Below are 16,203 nucleotides of genomic sequence, written 5' to 3'. Positions count from 1 at the left end.
GCATCGCCACTTTAGTCGAATAACCACAAAGGCATTTGAATGAAATACTCTCATAGATAAATGTAAAGGCCGCCTCACCACATTCTTCATAATACGGGTTGGCGGCAGAAGACCTGAGTCACCCTTCAGTCAAGAAATGGAGTACCTGGTGAGATATTACGATCCGCACACGCTTCAAATATTTATTACTGTCTGTGAAGAAGGAAGCGTAGCTGGAGCTGCAGAGAAAATTTCAATTGTTCCCTCTGCAGTTAGCAAACGCTTGAGCGCTTTGGAAGAGCAGGTAGGCGTCAAGCTGTTGGAGCGAACCAAGCGTGGCGCGCTCCCTACCCCTGCTGGTGAAGTTTTGTTACGTTCGGCTAGAGAGACACTTATCGCCCTTGAAAGAATGCATGCTGAGCTCAGTGAGTTTAGCGATGGCGTGCAAGGGGATTTAAGAATATTGGCTAGCTTGTCAGTTATCTGTCAGTTTTTACCTAAGCAAATCAGTACGTTCATGCAAGCTCATGAGAAAGTACGTATAACCCTTGAGGAAAAAGTCAGCTCACTTATTACCAGAGGTATTGAAGAAGGCCGTGGAGATATAGGTATATGCTGGGAAGATGCTCATACCAAAAACCTCGATTCTCGGCCATACCTTACTGACCAGTTAGCCATTGTCGTCAACGCTCAGCATCCATTGGCAGACAAATCAGGCCTCTTCTTTGAAGAAACTCTAGCTTATGACCATGTAGAGATACTTCCAGGCAGCCTTGTTAGCTTAACGTTGCAAAGAGAAGCGACTGCTCTAGGAAGCCCCATCCGCTTCCGAATACACGTAACTACATTTGATGCAGCTTGTAGAATTGCTGACTCAAACATTGCTATTGCTGTTGTTCCACTAGAAGTCGCTGCTTTGTACGAAACAGCAATGAACATTAAAACAATTCCGCTAAATGACCCTTGGGCAACCCGTAACTTCGTAGCGTGCGTGAGAGATTATTCAAAACTCAGTGTTCCAGCACGAGCACTATTTGATCATTTGACTAATTTAAATCAATAGAATATTTAGCTCTAATTTTATAAGACTATACATGGGGCGAGACTGGAATCGCATAATTACAGATGAGCCTCGCCATGGTCAAATAAAAATGCTTTAACCGATTTTTTCTAACTTATCTTTGTGCAGCTGCGCTCTTTCAATATAATGGTTAGCATTTTCTTTCATCGCCACAATGGCTTCATCACTGAGTTGACGCAGCACTTTAGCTGGCGCCCCAATGATCAGTGAATTATCAGGAAACTCTTTTCCCTCTGTTACCACAGCGCCCGCCCCGACAAGGCAATTCTTGCCAATGATAGCGCCATTTAAAATAACCGCCTGGATGCCGATTAAGGAGCCATCTCCTACTGTGCAACCATGCAACATAGCTTGGTGGCCAATGGTGACACCTCTACCTACCTTCATGGGATAGCCGGGGTCGGTGTGTAAAACCGCACCCTCTTGAACGTTGCTATTCTCACCAATTTCAATCTGCTCGTTATCTCCTCGCAGGACAGCTTGATACCAAACGCTACTGCCTTTCGCTAAAGTAACATAGCCGATAACGTCTGCTGTATCCGCCACATAAGTGGCGGTATGAATATCGGGCTCTACCCCATCATATCGGTAAATCGACATAGAGTTACTCCACCTCTTATTATGAACTATTAGTTGCCTGCACTAAGCATACTGTTCGGCAGCCACATCGCTATCTGGGGGAAAATCAACACCAGTGCTAACCCAAATATCATCAATAATACAAAGGGTGCCGCGCCACGAATAATCTGTCCGATCGGTGCGTTAGTCACTGCCTTAATAGTGAACAAATTCATTCCCACGGGTGGCGTAATCATCGCGAGTTCCAAATTGATAACGAGCAGTACTCCGTACCAGATTGGGTTTATATCCAACAGCGCTAGAACAGGCATGACGACAGGAGAAGTGATCAGAATAATCGCAATGGATTCTAGGAACATTCCGAGTATAAAGATCATGAGCATCATGAGTATTAGGAAGCCATAAACCCCCAAATCAACATCCAAGACAAACTCCACAATCTGCTGTGGGATCATCATCTTAGTCAACGCATGGCTAAAGATAGCGGCGCCTGCCAGGATCATAAACAACATAGCGGAAGTGCGGCTGGCATCAATGGCTGAAGACCATATCTCACGCAAACCAATGCTGCGATACACCAACAAACCGATCAACAGCGCCAGTGTTGCACCAATAGCCGCCGCTTCAGTAGCAGTAAAGACACCTAAGTACATTCCGCTTAATACCATGGTAGGTAACGCAATTGCCCAACCTGATTTGCGTATCGCAGAAATAGCTTCATTAAGGGTAGCCCGCTGGGCACGTTTGGCGTGACGTTGATGAAAGGATGTCGCGACCATAAATATACCGGCCAGCATAAGTCCAGGAAACAGACCCGCCATGAATAGCCCGCCAATAGAGGTATCCGTGGCAACACCATAGATAATCATTGGACCAGAGGGCGGAATCAGGATACCAAGTGTACCGCCAGCGGCTACTAGGCCATAAGCAACTTTAGGATCATAGCCATAGCGAATCATCTGTGGAATTGCCACCGCGCCAATTGTTAAAGCTGTCGCTACGCTAGAGCCGGATATGGCTGAGAAGATCATGCACGCGATAATTGTAGCGATACCAACACCGCCAGGCAGATGGCGAGTCAATGTATAGGCGGTATCGTAAAGGTCATCAACAATGCGACCACGAATCATGATATGCGCCATATAGGCGAATAGAGGAATCGCCAGAAGCACATACATACTGACTTTATTAAAAACGATCTCAGTAAGGCCACCTAAGGAGCCAGGCGTTCCTGCAAGCAAAGCGGCACCAAACATCGACAAACCGGCAAAGATGGGTAATCCGGTAAACAACAGTAAAATCAAGCCAAGTAGAATGAACAGTATTGTCATCATGCTCAGAGCTCCCGTTCCTGACATGAATCAACGAAAGCATCACCACCGCAGAACAAGCGTAGCAAGGAATCCAGGCATACTAGAAATAGCATCAAGCCACCCAAGGGAATCAGTAATTGCAGCCAGAAAAGAGGGATCTCTACAAACCCTAACGTCGTCATGCCTAGCATTTTTGAAAACATGGCGGTCTGCCACCCGTCTACTATCAAGTAGAGCGAGACTAAAAGTACGGCAAGCATTGACCAGGCCTGAGACCAGCGCTGGTATCGACCATGGAGGCGCTCTGTAAACAGATCAACGCCCAAATGACGACCTTCTCGAAGAGCAGCTGCGGTGCCGAACATTACAATACCGACCAGAATGAAGGTCACTACGTCGTTAATCCAAATAGAGGGTTGCCCTAGTACATAGCGTGCTAGTACTGCGTAACTTATCAGCGCTAACGCGACCAATACTCCGGCTGCCGATATGGCCATAGCAACGGTGGTCACCCAATACACCAACTTACTCAACCATCTACTTACCATTGGTGGCTGAAAGACTTCTGCCTCACCCGTGGCGGGTCTTGTATGTTTATTCATAACTTATCCTTCAGGAGAGCACCATCACCGTGCCGACTGTTGTTGAGGCAGGAGGAAAACCTCCTCCTGCCACACACATCAAGATTAAATGCACCTTAGTAGTTCAAAGTTGCTTAATTAGTTCAATCAACTTTTCACCATCGTCGGTACTCTCGATGAATGCTTCCTCAACAGCTGGTTGCATCGCAGTACTGAGGGCCTCAACCTGATCATCTGAAAGTAGCGTGACCTGCATGTTATTCTCTTTCAATTTAGCGATCCCAGCAGGATCGATTTCATCTGTTTTGGGTAACAGCACACCCGCTGCATTAGACGCCGCTGACTCGACCAAACTCTGAAGGTCTTCGGGCAGGGTTGACCACCATTGTGGATTAACGATTATGTTCTGATAGACAGTAATCAGGTTGGAAGCTACTGCGTAGTCCTGAACTTCGAAGTAGCGTCGCGAATAGACTGCATCAGCACTAGTGACGGCAGCATCGATAACTCCCGTTTGCAACCCCTGATAGACTTCCGAGCCAGGCATGGTGGCTGGCGAAGCTCCCATAGCGATTAGACCGGCATCAAATACACGGCTCAATCCGCGAATCTTAATTCCTTGAAAATCTTCTGGAGCGATTAGGGGATTATCGGAGGAAGTGAAAACCGCATTATTGGCGTCTAACAACCAGGCTAAATTCTTGACTCCCTTAGATGCCATTTTGTTATTCAGCATTTCCGCTGCTTCGGAGGCTGGAAATTGTTCAAGCTGGTGGCTACTGGTCATCAGATAAGGAATGTTAAATACCTGCATTTCAGGAATGGTACCACCCCATAGCAGGTTGACAATTGATGCCGCCTCTATGTGACCGCGCGCAACAGCAGCATGAAATTCTGTTGGTTCGTAGAGCTGAGCACCACCAAATACTTCAACCTCAATGCGACCATCGCTCTCACTCTCTACTTCATCAGCAAAGGCTTCGATAGCTTGCGCAACATGATGTGAGCCAGGCAATTGATGCGCGAGGCGCATGGTATAGTCAGCAGCCGAAGCAATATTGAGTGAGCTGGTGATTGCAACGGCGGCAACAAGGGTTTTGAGAGTTGTTTTCATTGTGTTCTCCACTTATCGTTGTGTTTTATGAATAATTGGCCTGCAGTTAAATATGATCTTATGCAGTAATATTAAGTTTACCTAGCACTTCCTCAGTATGTTCTCCCACTTTAGGCAGTGGGTGACGTACTTGAGGGCGCTTACCACCCATCATTAAAGGCAGTAGCACGACGTCAGTGGTGCCGCCATCATCAGTTTGCATAGGCACCAACCCACCGCTCGCCTTCAGGTGCTCGTCTTGCAGCAACTCATCGGGGCGTGTAATGGGCGCATAAGGCAAGCCTGCGGCATCTAGCTTCGCTGAGAGTTCATCAATATCATGGTGCTTGAGGGTCTCACCTAGAGTTCTCAAAAGACCATCACGAACCTTGAGTCGCTGCTCGTTTTTCTGCAGTGTTGGATCGTCAAGGAGGTCTTGTCGATCCAGAACGTTACACAGGATTTTCCACTGCTTGTCGCTAACGGCCCCGATAAACAACTGTTCATCATTGTCTAGAGTGAATACGTCATATATTGTCCAAGGGGAGACACGAGATGGCATCGGAGGCGGCACTTCTCCAGACATTGCAACCTGCTGCATGTGCGAAGCGGAGAGAAAAACACAGTTTTCAAACAGGGCGCTCTGAATTTCCTGGCCACTCCCGGTTTTTCCGCGTTGCATAAGAGCCGCAAGGACGCCAATCGCTCCAAACATACCGCCCATAATATCGTTTACGGAGGCTCCTGCGCGTAATGGACGGCCTTCTGGGCCGGTCATGTAGGCTAGCCCTCCCATCATCTGAACGACTTCATCAAGAGCCAGACGATTCTCGTAAGGCCCAGGCAGAAATCCTTTATGCGAAACATAGATGAGCTCGGGAAACTGCTGTGACAACGCTTGGTAGCCTAGCCCCAGCGAGTCCATCAGCCCCGGTCGAAAATTCTCAATCATGACATCGGATTCGGCTAGCAGCGCTAAAAGACTTGCTTTACCTTCTGAAGACTTTATGTCAAGCACTACACTTTTCTTGTTACGGTTATAAGTACGGAAAAACCCCATACCCAGGCCGGTCATCTGTCGTGTCTTATCACCGCTCGGCGGCTCGATCTTAATAACTTCTGCGCCTAGATCCGCCAAAATCATGCCGCAGGTAGGCCCCATGACCATGTGGCTAAACTCGATGACCCGGATGCCTTCTAGAGGAAGAACTGCAGTGTTCGCAATAGTGTTGCTCATAATAGCCTCGTTAAACGTCAGCAAGTTGGCGCTTTGAGTGAAACGTCTTCGGTAGCCCTGCTTTCCAGAGTGTGCCGTGCACCTGCTCTCCCTTAAGCCAATTCGCCAACTTTTGCCTAAGTGTTAGCAGTTTGGTTATGTCCACTTTTGTCTCATAACCCATACTACTGAGCATGAAGGCCAAATCTTCTGAGGCCACATTGCCACTTGCGCCTGGCGCGTGTGGACAACCACCGATTCCTGCTAGAGAAGCATCAAAGCGAGTAATACCTACCTCAAGCGCGGCATAGGCATTGGCCAATGCTAATCCCCGAGTATCGTGAAAGTGCGCTCGCCAGCATTTGTCACCCGCTAGCTCCACCGCTTGACCAAACAGATCACGCACCATGGCTGGATCGGCGTAGCCTACGGTGTCCGCCATACTGACGCGGTCAGCACCGACCTCCAGTGCTGCCTTCATTAAGCGAAGCACTTCAGAATTTTCTACATTCCCTTGCAATGTGCAGCCAAACGCTGTGCCAATGCCTGCTTCTATCAATATTCCGGAACCCGCTGCCTCTTTTGCCTCCTTAATACGAGCCAGCTCGGTAATCATCTCGTCAGGACTCTTCCGCACGTTGGCTAAGCTATGCTCGTGACTGGCTGAAATAGGCAATATCATTAGGTCTGCGCCACTAGCAATGGCTCGCTCGGCACCTTTGAGGTTTGGAACAAGTACAGATACGAATAACTCAGGAAGAGTCTTGGCGTAGGCCACTAGCTCCGCCGTATCCGCCAACTGAGGCATCAGCTTGGGTGGTACAAAGGAACCAACTTCCATTTCACGCATACCGGCTTCATAGGCATCATGAATCCATTCGAGTTTTTTATCGGTTGGTAAAATGAGGTTGATGCTTTGTAGCCCATCACGTAATCCCACCTCGTTGATAACGGCTTTGCCTCTTGGTATTTTTTGCATTGCAGTATCTCTTTCGGACTTGTTATTGAAGTTGCTCCAAAATCTAAGACACCCACTTACTACCTAAAAGGTCGGAATCTTCAGCTAATGAGTTCCGACTTGGAACGCATACTGGAAATACAAAAAAAACAGATGCTTATAGGAATTTATGCCACTAACTACAATTCAATGTATAGACTTTATGTGTATGGCTTGACATCGTTTTTTGGTGATCATTATTAATTTTTAAAACGTGAGAATTAGCTGATAATTCATTTTATTATTTGCATCATTTAAAAAGATAAAGCCAACTACCATCTTTAGTCGAACATTCTGAATGTTAAGAACAAAGTTCAACGCAACATAGCATAAGCGCCCTTAAGTCGGCCCACTTGATCTAACCGCTATTACATTACTCTTATGTGATGGCATAAAACTGCATAACGGCAGCAATCCCGAAAGACGAAAGAACCCACACTAAAATTTTTGGCGTGTAAACAGCTAATTTGAAAGGAATTCAGCGACTTTTGCCAGTAGTTCTAAGTTCTGGTTGGAGCATGGTTACATTCCCAGCCTGATAGCGATGGTATCAGCTGGAGAATGTCAGGATAGATGAGGTAGCTGTCGGATTAAGGGCGCTTATATATATCAATGGCAATGAGAACACTTAGCCCCAGATTACTATCGCGTCTAGTGTTTAGCGCGGGCGATAATGTCAGGGGCTCTACATTGCTCAGTTCTGGCTCTGACCTATTGCTCAGCCTACCCAGCCAGTCAATGCTTGCTCAAGCAAGCAACTGGGTAAACGGAACCTAAGACGGCAGTAAGTTTTCTGCACGCTTTGACTCCGTGACGACTCCGCTCGGAATACCGCCACGCAAGACTGTGTCAATATTCTGCCAGACAGTCGCGATTCTACGTTCGACGTTTTCCCATCCGGTTCCGGCCATATGGGGCGTGCACACAACTTGCTCTAAAGACAGTAGTTCACTGCCTATGTCTAAAGGTTCTTTCATAAAGACATCGAGACCTGCCCCCGCGATTTGATCTTCGCGCAAGCATTCGATGAGCGCGGCCTCGTCTACAACCTCCCCACGACCGACGTTCACAAGAACACTGCTACGCTTCATCATGGCCAGTTGCTTGCTTCCTATCATCTTGTCGGATTGTGAATTCAGTGGAACACACAGGCATACGATGTCGGACAGAGTCATCAATTCGTCCAACGAAACAGCGCGGGCCGGTATGAGCTCGGAGACGGTCAGGGGAATCTCCGCGTTGTCATAATAGACAACGTTGGCACCGAAGCCATGGTGTACGATTTTTCCGATCCAGCGCCCGATATTGCCTAACCCGACAATGCCGACAGTTTTATTGTATAGCTCTGAATAGGACATCTCATCCAGATCAGGCCGCCATTTCCCCTTGTGCATCAGCTGCATTGTGGCTGGAATCCTTCGCAACGTAGTAAGCATTAATGTAACCGCATGCTCAGCGACGGATATCGAATGGACTTTCATCTGTGCTACAGGAACGTCCAATTCGTTCAACACACTTTCTGGGAGCTGCCCGAATCCGGAACTCATATATTGAATGAACTTGGCTTTTTTGGCCGCTCGGAAAACTTCTTCGGGAACATTGACGCCCATGATTAAAAAATCGGCATCTGCGGCTTCACGGCAAATGTCCGACACATCCGCTTGCGCAGGCATTACCGTAACGTCGAAACCCTCTGGTGCTGAATCCACAAGGCGACTGACATAATCCTTCAGCGGGTTGACAAAGAGAATCTTGTATCTCATAAGCGCGTTCCTTTCATGAATTTTGTTTCTGGACTACCACGTCACACACTGGCTGAGCAGAGTGCGATGGTCGTGCGGCATAGCGTAAAACTCATATTGCAACTACGCCGACAACGCGCTAATCACTGCGTCCGCTACTTCCTGGGTTCCTGCCGTTCCACCCAGGTCGCGTGCCCTTGGACCTTTTTTCAGTGCTGTTTCAACCGCGCTCTGAATGCTTTTTGCCGCTTTTATGCAAACATCGTCACCATGACGCTCGCCCAACCATTCAAGCATCATCGCGGCCGACAATATCATCGCCGTTGGATTTGCGATCCCTTGGCCCGCTATATCAGGCGCGCTGCCATGGGACGGCTGGAAAACGCCATGGGCAAGGCTGACGTCGGCCGAAGGCGCGAGGCCAAGACCGCCTACGAGGCCGGCGGCGATTTCTGATACGATGTCACCGAAAATATTCTCAGAAACAACAACGTCATACCGCCCTGGGTCGGTGACCATGTACATCGACCCTGCGTCGATATAAAATTTGGCACTCCCGATATCGTCGTTTCTAGCGGCGACTTCATCGAATACCTTCTCCATCAGAACGTTGCTTCGCAATGCATTTGATTTATGAAGCAGTGTTACATGCCCCGGAGTGCCCCGTTTGCGGCGCGTCCTTGCTTGTGAAAACGCAACTTCAAAAAGCTTCTCACACGTGGCTCGTGTGATCGTCATGCGATCGCTTGCGCTTTCATTACTGGGTTCATGTTTATCCGCTAATCCAGCAAACATCCCCTCGGAGGTCTCACGGATGACGAGCATATCGATGTCCTTCGCCTTCACAGGACTCTCAACCCCAGAAAAAAGCCGAACCGGCCGAAGGCTCGCAAACAGTCCGTAATGAGCCCGCATTTCTACCTGTGCACCTAATTCAAGTCCATCAGGCCCACGTACGTCGGGCAGACCCATGGCTCCGAATAGCACAGCGTCAGACTTTCCGATTTCATCCATATCGGACGCGGTAATCTTTATCCCTGTACGACGATACAAGTCTGCACTGAAATCGTGGAAAACGTATTTGAACTCAAGCTCATAGCGCGTTTCACATTCTTTCAGCACGGCAAGAGCGGCGTCGATGACTTCTGGGCCAATTCCGTCGCCCGGAATCACTGCAATTTCGTACTTCATAATGGTTCCTCATTCTTACTACTTCTACGCACTATCGTTGAAGTAATTTAATGGAAGTAAATATCTTAGAGTTTACCGCTCTGACTTTATCGGCATTATTCAAACGAATGTTGCCCGGCCGTTAGCACTCTTCGCTCGCTTACGACCTCGAAGACATTATCTAAACTGGCATGCAGTCCTCGCTCTATTTAGCCGGACTCTTAACAACGCAGCGAAGGATATGACCTTCTTCGATGGGTTCAAATAATTCTTATAATCTGCCCACACCGAGACCCTAGCTACCTTTAAGTGTTTACTGTATCGCCACCGTCACTTTCGAATTAGTTATAGAATTTGTCACGAAATCTATGACACCCACTAGCTACCTAAAAGGTCGGAATCTTCAGGTAATGAGTTCCGGCTTGGAACTTATGCCTTAAATCCATATAAAACAGAGAGTTAAATATTTTATAAATTATACCTTATTCCAGAATATAGACTTTATGTGTATATATGGAAGTAAACATCTGATACTCACTTTCATTTTTAACGCCTAAGCAACCACTGATGAAACATCGTAGGTTCATCACTCATATAAAAACTCAGTTTAATTATTAGCCTAATATGCTGATATTAAACATCATTTCTAATAAGGCTTGAGTGATAAACGTTAGGAATACTGGCTTTCGTTCCTAAATGTAACGCTGCACATGACGACAAATCAGGCATTAGCTTTATTTAAAATTAATCTTGTTTTTCATAGCTTTAAAAAAATACCTTGTACCTTAAGAGATATTGAAAAGCCTTATATCTTGACGGTTAATTTTTTTGCACCTAAAAATAGTTTCATATGAAACCAACAGCAGCCTCTTAGGCTGTTTTTTTCCCATAAAAAGAGAGCAACCTATGTCACTTCTATACCAAAGCGGTTTTGGTAACCACTTCGCTACCGAAGCTTTAGCTGGCGCTCTGCCAGAAGGCCAAAATTCACCTCAACGATGTGCCTATGGTCTCTATGCAGAGCAATTTACGGGCTCAGCCTTTACAGCGCCTCGCCATCAAAACTTCCGTAGCTGGTTATACCGTATCCGCCCTTCAGTAAAACAAAGCGCTTACCGTCCATTAGCGGATATGAAAGTAGCTACCGCCCCCCTGGCTCAGCCAGCGGCAGACCCCAATCAGATGCGCTGGGATCCTGTAGCGCTGCCTGAGTCATCAACTGACTTCATTGATGGGTTGCTAACGATTGCTGTTAATGGTGACGCGGGCACTCAGGCTGGTTGCGGTGTACATGTTTATGCCTTTAACAAGGATATGACTAACCGCTTTTTCTACAATGCTGATGGTGAGCTATTAATTGTGCCACAGCTTGGTACGCTACATTTGCGTACTGAAATGGGTGAGCTGACTGTGGCTAACGGTGAAATTGCCCTCATCCCACGTGGGATCAAGTTTCAAGTACGGCTCGGCAGTGGCGATGACGCAGCCCGTGGTTATATCTGTGAAAACTACGGCAGCCCCTTTGAGCTGCCTGGCTTAGGCCCGATCGGTGCCAATGGATTGGCCAACCCTCGCGACTTTTTAAGTCCTGTTGCTGCCTACGAAGACCTAGAAGGAGAATTTGAATTAGTGGCTAAGTTCTCCGGCCGTTTTTGGGTAAGCGACTTGGATCATTCGCCTCTGGATGTGGTGGCGTGGCATGGCAACGTGACCCCATACAAATACAACCTGGTTCATTTCAACACCATTAATACTGTTAGCTTTGACCATCCTGATCCATCGATCTTCACCGTACTAACGTCCGCCTCTGATACACCTGGAACAGCTAATATCGACTTTGTGATTTTCCCGCCTCGCTGGATGGTTGCGGATAATACTTTCCGGCCGCCTTACTTCCACCGCAACCTAATGAGCGAGTTCATGGGCCTTATTCACGGTGAGTATGATGCTAAGGCAGAAGGGTTCCTACCCGGTGGAGCCAGTTTGCATAACAGCATGTCGCCTCATGGGCCAGACGCAGATACCTTTGAAAAAGCGTCTGCAGCTGAGCTCAAACCTCAGCACCAAAAAGACACCTTGGCATTCATGTTCGAGAGCCGTTTCATCTATCACCCGACTAAAACGGCATTAGAAGCCGATTTCCGCCAAAAAAATTATGTGGATGTCTGGTCAACCATGCGTTCGCACTTTGATCCTACCCAACCCTGAAACGCATGTAACGAATGGGGCAATGCGTTGCCCCCTACGACAATAAGGATGCAACAAAATGAAACTCGCCACTCTCAAGAATGGTCGCGATGGAGAATTGATCCTTGTATCACGTGACCTTACTCGTGGTGTTGCTGCCAGTGATATAGCAACGAATTTACAGCAGGCCATAGAGCGCTGGGAATCGGTCAGTCCTATGCTTGAAGCGCGATATAAAGAACTGAATGATGCGAAAGCACACGGGAGCTTTGAGCTTGACCAAAGCAAGCTCCACTCACCTCTCCCACGGACTTACCATTGGGCAGACGGTTCTGCATACCTAAACCACGTTAAACTGGTACGTCAGGCCCGCAATGCTGAAATGCCTGAGACTTTCTGGACTGATCCTTTGATGTATCAGGGCGGCGGTGACAAGTTCCTAGCCCCCACTGAAGACATCGAAGCTGTCAGCGAAGAGCACGGTATCGACTTTGAAGGCGAAATCGCTGTCATCACCGATGATGTTCCGATGGCGGTAACGGCTGAGCAAGCCGCTAAACACATAAAGCTGATTATGTTAGTAAATGACGTTAGTCTGCGAGGGTTGATTCCCGGTGAATTGGCTAAAGGCTTCGGCTTTTTTCAGGCTAAACCCGCCTCGGCCTTTTCTCCTATCGCGGTAACACCGGATGAGTTGGGCGAAGCTTGGCATGACGGCAAAGTTAACCTGCCACTCACTGTGAACTTAAATGGCGAAAAATTTGGTCATCCGGAAGCGGGACCAGATATGGTTTTTAGCTTCCCTCAATTAGTGGCCCATGCAGCGAAAACACGTTACTTGGGTGCCGGGGCAATTATTGGGTCCGGCACAGTTTCTAACCCCGACCCTGATGGCGGTCCAGGAAAGCCTGTCGCGGATGGTGGTGTGGGTTATAGCTGCTTAGCCGAAGTGCGGATGGTGGAGCAGATTCTGCATGGAGCAGCGAAAACGTCCTTTATGCGCTTCGGTGATCGTGTACGCATTGAGATGTTTGACCGGAACGGTAAAAGCATATTTGGCGCTATTGATCAGCAAGTAGTTAAATATAAAGCTGATTAATGAGGTATCGGAGGTGAAAGTATGACGGCACTTTATGGCTACTTCCGCTCGTCGGCTGCCTATAGGGTACGTATTGCGCTTAATCTTAAAAGCTTAGAGTATCATCAGGTCGCCGTTAATTTGATAAAGGGTGAACAGCATGGTGAGACCAATCGATTGCGGAACTCACAAGGGTTGGTACCTTCGTTAGTCACTGATGAGGGTGTGACGCTCAATCAGTCACTGGCTATCTGTGAGTATTTGGATGAACGATACCCTACACCTTCGCTGCTACCAAACGATGCTGAAGGGCGCGCCCGCGTGCGCGCCTTGTCCCAATTAATTGCCTGTGAAATTCACCCGCTCAATAATTTGCGAGTGCTTAAATATCTCGTGGACGAACTGGGGTCAAGCGAAGATGCCAAATTAAAATGGTACCGGCAATGGGTTACGGAAGGCTTCAGTGCGCTAGAAACAATGTTGTCAAGGGAGGCAGCCACAGGTAAGTTCTGCTATGGAAATACACCAACGCTGGCTGATATTTGCTTGGTTCCCCAAGTGTATAACGCTGAGCGCTTCGAATGCGAATTATCGGCTTATCCCGAGATTCAACGTATAACGGAACGCTGTCGTGCAATTTCAGCCTTTCAGCAGGCTTCACCTGATGAGCAACCTGATTTTGTCTAATCTATCAAACTGAATATTAAAGTGGTCATGGCGGGTATTAATGCTACATTCGCCTTGTCCACTTTACATTCCTTTTGAAATATTCAAGGCTTGATTTAAATCTAGTATTCTGTAAGCCATAGTAGTGTTTCCCTCCGAAGCTACACAGTTATAGTGCAATGCTTAGAAGGTTGCGATGAGAAACGAACCTACCATTAAACGCTGAACTAGCAAGCGCAAAGCCGCTTTGGTGATGGGTATTTTTAAAGGCGAGACGGTGGTCGCCGGAGTGACTCTTGAGTATGACCTCGCCGTGCCTGTGTTCGAAAATAGTCAGAATCATTGCTGAAATGTTTATGTTCGGCTACGTAACGGGAATAGACCTGTGAAGTAACGCACTGAGTAAGTGATCACAAGTCGTTACCTTTTGAGCCATTAATACCTGTCCGCGATAATACCTTTCGCCGTTTTTCCACGCGAGACCATCTGTTGCTTAAGCCAGCCATGACCGCTGACAAGCGTGATACCGATGATGACTAGCACTGCACCGATCAGAAAGCCTGGCTCAATAGGTTCGTTTAGCAACCAAGCACCAAACCCAACCCCAAACAGCGGTGTCATGAAGGAAAGAACGCCAATGCGCGAAGCTTGATAGTGGCGTAACAACCAGAACCACACTAGAAATCCGGCGAAGGAAACGATAACTGCCTGGAAGGCAAGGCTCGCCAACGCTAAAGGCGTAGGGTTGATAGCAAGTTGATCAAGGGCTGCGGCCCCCATCAGCAACAGGACGAAAGCCGCTACTAATTGATAGAGCAAAGTTTGTTCAGCTGAAACGTGGGCAAGACATGAGGTGCGAACAACCACTGTGGTCGCTCCCCAGGCAGCACCGGCCAGTAGAGCCAACAAACCACCCCATAGTATCAAAGGACCGTTATTGGTGTCAGCGGTTTCGGAAGGCAACAAGAACGCTATAGCGATACCGCCAAAGGCTAGCCCAATACCAGCCCATTGGAGAGGGGCCATGCGTTCATCGGGTACTAGAAAATGCAGTAATAATGAGGCAAATACCGGGGCAGTATAGAGAAAAACCACGGTGTGCGAAGCCGAGGTAAAGCGTAGAGCTTCGCCCAGAAGTAAGTATTCGAGTGAGAACAGTACACCCACCGCCAAGCCTGGTTTCCAACTACCATCACCAAACGACAAGCGTTGCCGCCTTGCAAACACGTACAGCCCAATTAGCAACGCGCCGATGCCAGAGCGCAGTGCAATCTGCAAAACGGGAGAGATATCCCCCCTGTCGCCTTCAGGGCGACTTGTTGCATGCCTAGGGTCAGGCAAAAGACGAGCATCAGCCCGACAGCGTGAGAATCGAGTGATTGGCGTGAATCCATGCTTTTTCCAAGACAATTGGCTGCGAGAGGAGAGTATATGTTTGGCGTATTCAAAATATATAGCTAGTATCTGACATACAATGCCGCTACTCAGACAAAGATAAAATACTGGTATGGGACACTCTACAAAACATCTGCTTCTCCCGCCGTTCAGCGACCATCTACCGGCTCCAGTGGTGTTCCGTACCGGATGTATGCCAGCTTGTGCAGCATATCCATGCCACCGTCATGAGTGGGGCGAGTTCGTCTATTCGTATAGTGGTATGGTGGAGGTCAAGGTTGGTGAGCGGCACTATCTTGCACCGTCCCAATACGGCCTATGGTTACCGCCGCGGGTCGAACATCAGGGGCTAAACCGCTATGAGGCAGTTCACTGCTCTGTCTATGTTGCGCCTCCGCTGGCTGATGGCCTGCCGGGGGTGACCTGTGCGTTGACTATCAGTCCTTTGATTAAGTCTGTGCTTGATCATCTTCGCCGCCATCCGGTTCAAGCGCCTTACCCTGATGGCATCACTCGACTGCTGAGGGTGTTGGTGGATCAGCTGGCTGCTGCGGAATGCACTGGCAGTTACCTCCCCACCTCCGAGGATCCTCAGCTAAGCCAAGTGCTGTCGTTAATCGAAGCTTCTCCCCATGATAATCGTACTCTTGCTGATCTGGCCAAGGCTGTTCACGCCACCGAGCGTACTTTAATGCGTCGTGCCCAACGTGACTTGGGGATGTCGCTATCAGAGTGGCGTCAGCGTTTGAGAGTTGTGAAAGCGATGCCGCTACTTGAAGCGGGAGCTAAAGTTGAAGGTGTCGCACTTGATCTGGGTTATTCCAGTGCCTCAGCATTTATCACGATGTTCCGTCGCCTCACTGGTGAGACACCAGATGAGTACCGCCGGAATTTTAAGCAACAGTGATTTTTAGATTACTTATGGAGGTTGAACCTAAAAGGGTGTGGGATTTGTCAGTGTTTATGCAGGTTTTCAGAAGATTGAGCTGGCTGTAGTACACATCTTTCTGACAGTCGTTTTTAGTTCGTTCAATTAGTGATTGGCCATTTTTATCACACGTGGCCCATTTTAGGAAGGTAACAACAACCACAATTTTATATGCGAATAGTAGTTACTCTATGGCAC

14 protein-coding genes are annotated in these 16,203 nt (G+C 48.1%); 5 read left to right on the top strand and 9 right to left on the bottom strand.

Annotated features, from left to right (window positions below):
* The first annotated feature begins 148 nt into the window (after positions 1-148).
* Entirely contained in the window at positions 149-1,042 is an 894-nt protein-coding gene (locus JI62_RS02855) for a LysR substrate-binding domain-containing protein (RefSeq protein WP_170938467.1), read from the top strand.
* Between the two features lie 93 nt (positions 1,043-1,135).
* Here JI62_RS02855 and JI62_RS02850 read toward each other — a convergent pair whose 3' ends face one another.
* The 8 genes from JI62_RS02850 to JI62_RS02815 all read right to left on the bottom strand — a co-directional run bounded on the left by JI62_RS02850 (position 1,136) and on the right by JI62_RS02815 (position 9,772).
* Positions 1,136-1,660 (bottom strand): gamma carbonic anhydrase family protein, encoded by a 525-nt coding sequence (locus JI62_RS02850; protein ID WP_088698725.1) that lies wholly within the window; start codon positions 1,658-1,660, stop codon positions 1,136-1,138.
* Positions 1,661-1,689: 29 nt separating this feature from the next.
* On the bottom strand, positions 1,690-2,973 hold the full coding sequence (locus JI62_RS02845) for a TRAP transporter large permease (protein WP_205737482.1): 1,284 nt from the start codon (positions 2,971-2,973) through the stop codon (positions 1,690-1,692).
* A 2-nt stretch (positions 2,974-2,975) separates the two neighbouring features.
* On the bottom strand, positions 2,976-3,554 hold the full coding sequence (locus tag JI62_RS02840; protein WP_088698724.1) for a TRAP transporter small permease: 579 nt from the start codon (positions 3,552-3,554) through the stop codon (positions 2,976-2,978).
* A 103-nt stretch (positions 3,555-3,657) separates the two neighbouring features.
* Entirely contained in the window at positions 3,658-4,647 is a 990-nt protein-coding gene (gene dctP, locus JI62_RS02835; RefSeq protein WP_088698723.1) for a TRAP transporter substrate-binding protein DctP, read from the bottom strand.
* A 58-nt stretch (positions 4,648-4,705) separates the two neighbouring features.
* Complete coding sequence (locus tag JI62_RS02830) at positions 4,706-5,863, bottom strand: CaiB/BaiF CoA transferase family protein (protein WP_088698722.1); 1,158 nt, start codon at positions 5,861-5,863, stop codon at positions 4,706-4,708.
* 10 nt (positions 5,864-5,873) lie between these two features.
* Entirely contained in the window at positions 5,874-6,821 is a 948-nt protein-coding gene (locus JI62_RS02825) for a hydroxymethylglutaryl-CoA lyase (protein ID WP_088698721.1), read from the bottom strand.
* A gap of 791 nt (positions 6,822-7,612) precedes the next feature.
* A complete protein-coding gene (locus JI62_RS02820) occupies positions 7,613-8,602 on the bottom strand; it encodes an NAD(P)-dependent oxidoreductase (RefSeq protein ID WP_088698720.1) in 990 nt (329 codons plus the stop codon).
* 102 nt (positions 8,603-8,704) lie between these two features.
* On the bottom strand, positions 8,705-9,772 hold the full coding sequence (locus JI62_RS02815; protein WP_205737481.1) for an isocitrate/isopropylmalate dehydrogenase family protein: 1,068 nt from the start codon (positions 9,770-9,772) through the stop codon (positions 8,705-8,707).
* Between the two features lie 885 nt (positions 9,773-10,657).
* On the opposite strand from JI62_RS02815, the gene hmgA reads away from it, so the two are divergent.
* Genes hmgA through maiA form a run of 3 tightly spaced genes read left to right on the top strand, consistent with a single transcriptional unit; the run spans position 10,658 to position 13,703 of the window.
* The gene (gene hmgA, locus JI62_RS02810) at positions 10,658-11,959 is read left to right on the top strand and encodes a homogentisate 1,2-dioxygenase (protein WP_088698718.1); all 1,302 of its coding nucleotides are present in this window, start codon (positions 10,658-10,660) and stop codon (positions 11,957-11,959) included.
* A 58-nt stretch (positions 11,960-12,017) separates the two neighbouring features.
* Positions 12,018-13,037, top strand: a complete 1,020-nt coding sequence (locus tag JI62_RS02805) for a fumarylacetoacetate hydrolase family protein (protein WP_088698717.1) — start codon at positions 12,018-12,020, stop codon at positions 13,035-13,037.
* Positions 13,038-13,058: 21 nt separating this feature from the next.
* Entirely contained in the window at positions 13,059-13,703 is a 645-nt protein-coding gene (gene maiA / locus JI62_RS02800) for a maleylacetoacetate isomerase (protein ID WP_088698716.1), read from the top strand.
* A gap of 414 nt (positions 13,704-14,117) precedes the next feature.
* On the opposite strand, the gene JI62_RS02795 is transcribed toward maiA, so the two are convergent.
* The gene (locus JI62_RS02795; RefSeq protein ID WP_240513112.1) at positions 14,118-14,927 is read right to left on the bottom strand and encodes a DMT family transporter; all 810 of its coding nucleotides are present in this window, start codon (positions 14,925-14,927) and stop codon (positions 14,118-14,120) included.
* Between the two features lie 262 nt (positions 14,928-15,189).
* On the opposite strand from JI62_RS02795, the gene JI62_RS02790 reads away from it, so the two are divergent.
* Positions 15,190-15,984 carry an AraC family transcriptional regulator gene (locus tag JI62_RS02790; RefSeq protein ID WP_088698715.1) on the top strand — a complete coding sequence of 265 codons (795 nt, stop codon included), beginning with the start codon at positions 15,190-15,192 and terminating at the stop codon, positions 15,982-15,984.
* Positions 15,985-16,203 lie beyond the last annotated feature (219 nt).

The sequence above is a fragment of the Halomonas campaniensis genome (assembly GCF_002211105.1).
GTDB lineage: Bacteria > Pseudomonadota > Gammaproteobacteria > Pseudomonadales > Halomonadaceae > Vreelandella > Vreelandella campaniensis_A.
This window is presented reverse-complemented; position numbering and strand designations above follow the sequence as displayed.

Bases quoted from the DNA above. Each gene is read 5' to 3' on its own strand.
- JI62_RS02850 (WP_088698725.1), bottom strand. From the start codon at position 1,660: ATGTCGATTTACCGATATGATGGGGTAGAGCCCGATATTCATACCGCC.
- JI62_RS02845 (WP_205737482.1), bottom strand. From the start codon at position 2,973: ATGATGACAATACTGTTCATTCTACTTGGCTTGATTTTACTGTTGTTT.
- JI62_RS02840 (WP_088698724.1), bottom strand. From the start codon at position 3,554: ATGAATAAACATACAAGACCCGCCACGGGTGAGGCAGAAGTCTTTCAG.
- dctP (WP_088698723.1), bottom strand. From the start codon at position 4,647: ATGAAAACAACTCTCAAAACCCTTGTTGCCGCCGTTGCAATCACCAGC.
- JI62_RS02830 (WP_088698722.1), bottom strand. From the start codon at position 5,863: ATGAGCAACACTATTGCGAACACTGCAGTTCTTCCTCTAGAAGGCATC.
- JI62_RS02825 (WP_088698721.1), bottom strand. From the start codon at position 6,821: ATGCAAAAAATACCAAGAGGCAAAGCCGTTATCAACGAGGTGGGATTA.
- JI62_RS02820 (WP_088698720.1), bottom strand. From the start codon at position 8,602: ATGAGATACAAGATTCTCTTTGTCAACCCGCTGAAGGATTATGTCAGT.
- JI62_RS02815 (WP_205737481.1), bottom strand. From the start codon at position 9,772: ATGAAGTACGAAATTGCAGTGATTCCGGGCGACGGAATTGGCCCAGAA.
- hmgA (WP_088698718.1), top strand. From the start codon at position 10,658: ATGTCACTTCTATACCAAAGCGGTTTTGGTAACCACTTCGCTACCGAA.
- JI62_RS02805 (WP_088698717.1), top strand. From the start codon at position 12,018: ATGAAACTCGCCACTCTCAAGAATGGTCGCGATGGAGAATTGATCCTT.
- maiA (WP_088698716.1), top strand. From the start codon at position 13,059: ATGACGGCACTTTATGGCTACTTCCGCTCGTCGGCTGCCTATAGGGTA.
- JI62_RS02790 (WP_088698715.1), top strand. From the start codon at position 15,190: ATGGGACACTCTACAAAACATCTGCTTCTCCCGCCGTTCAGCGACCAT.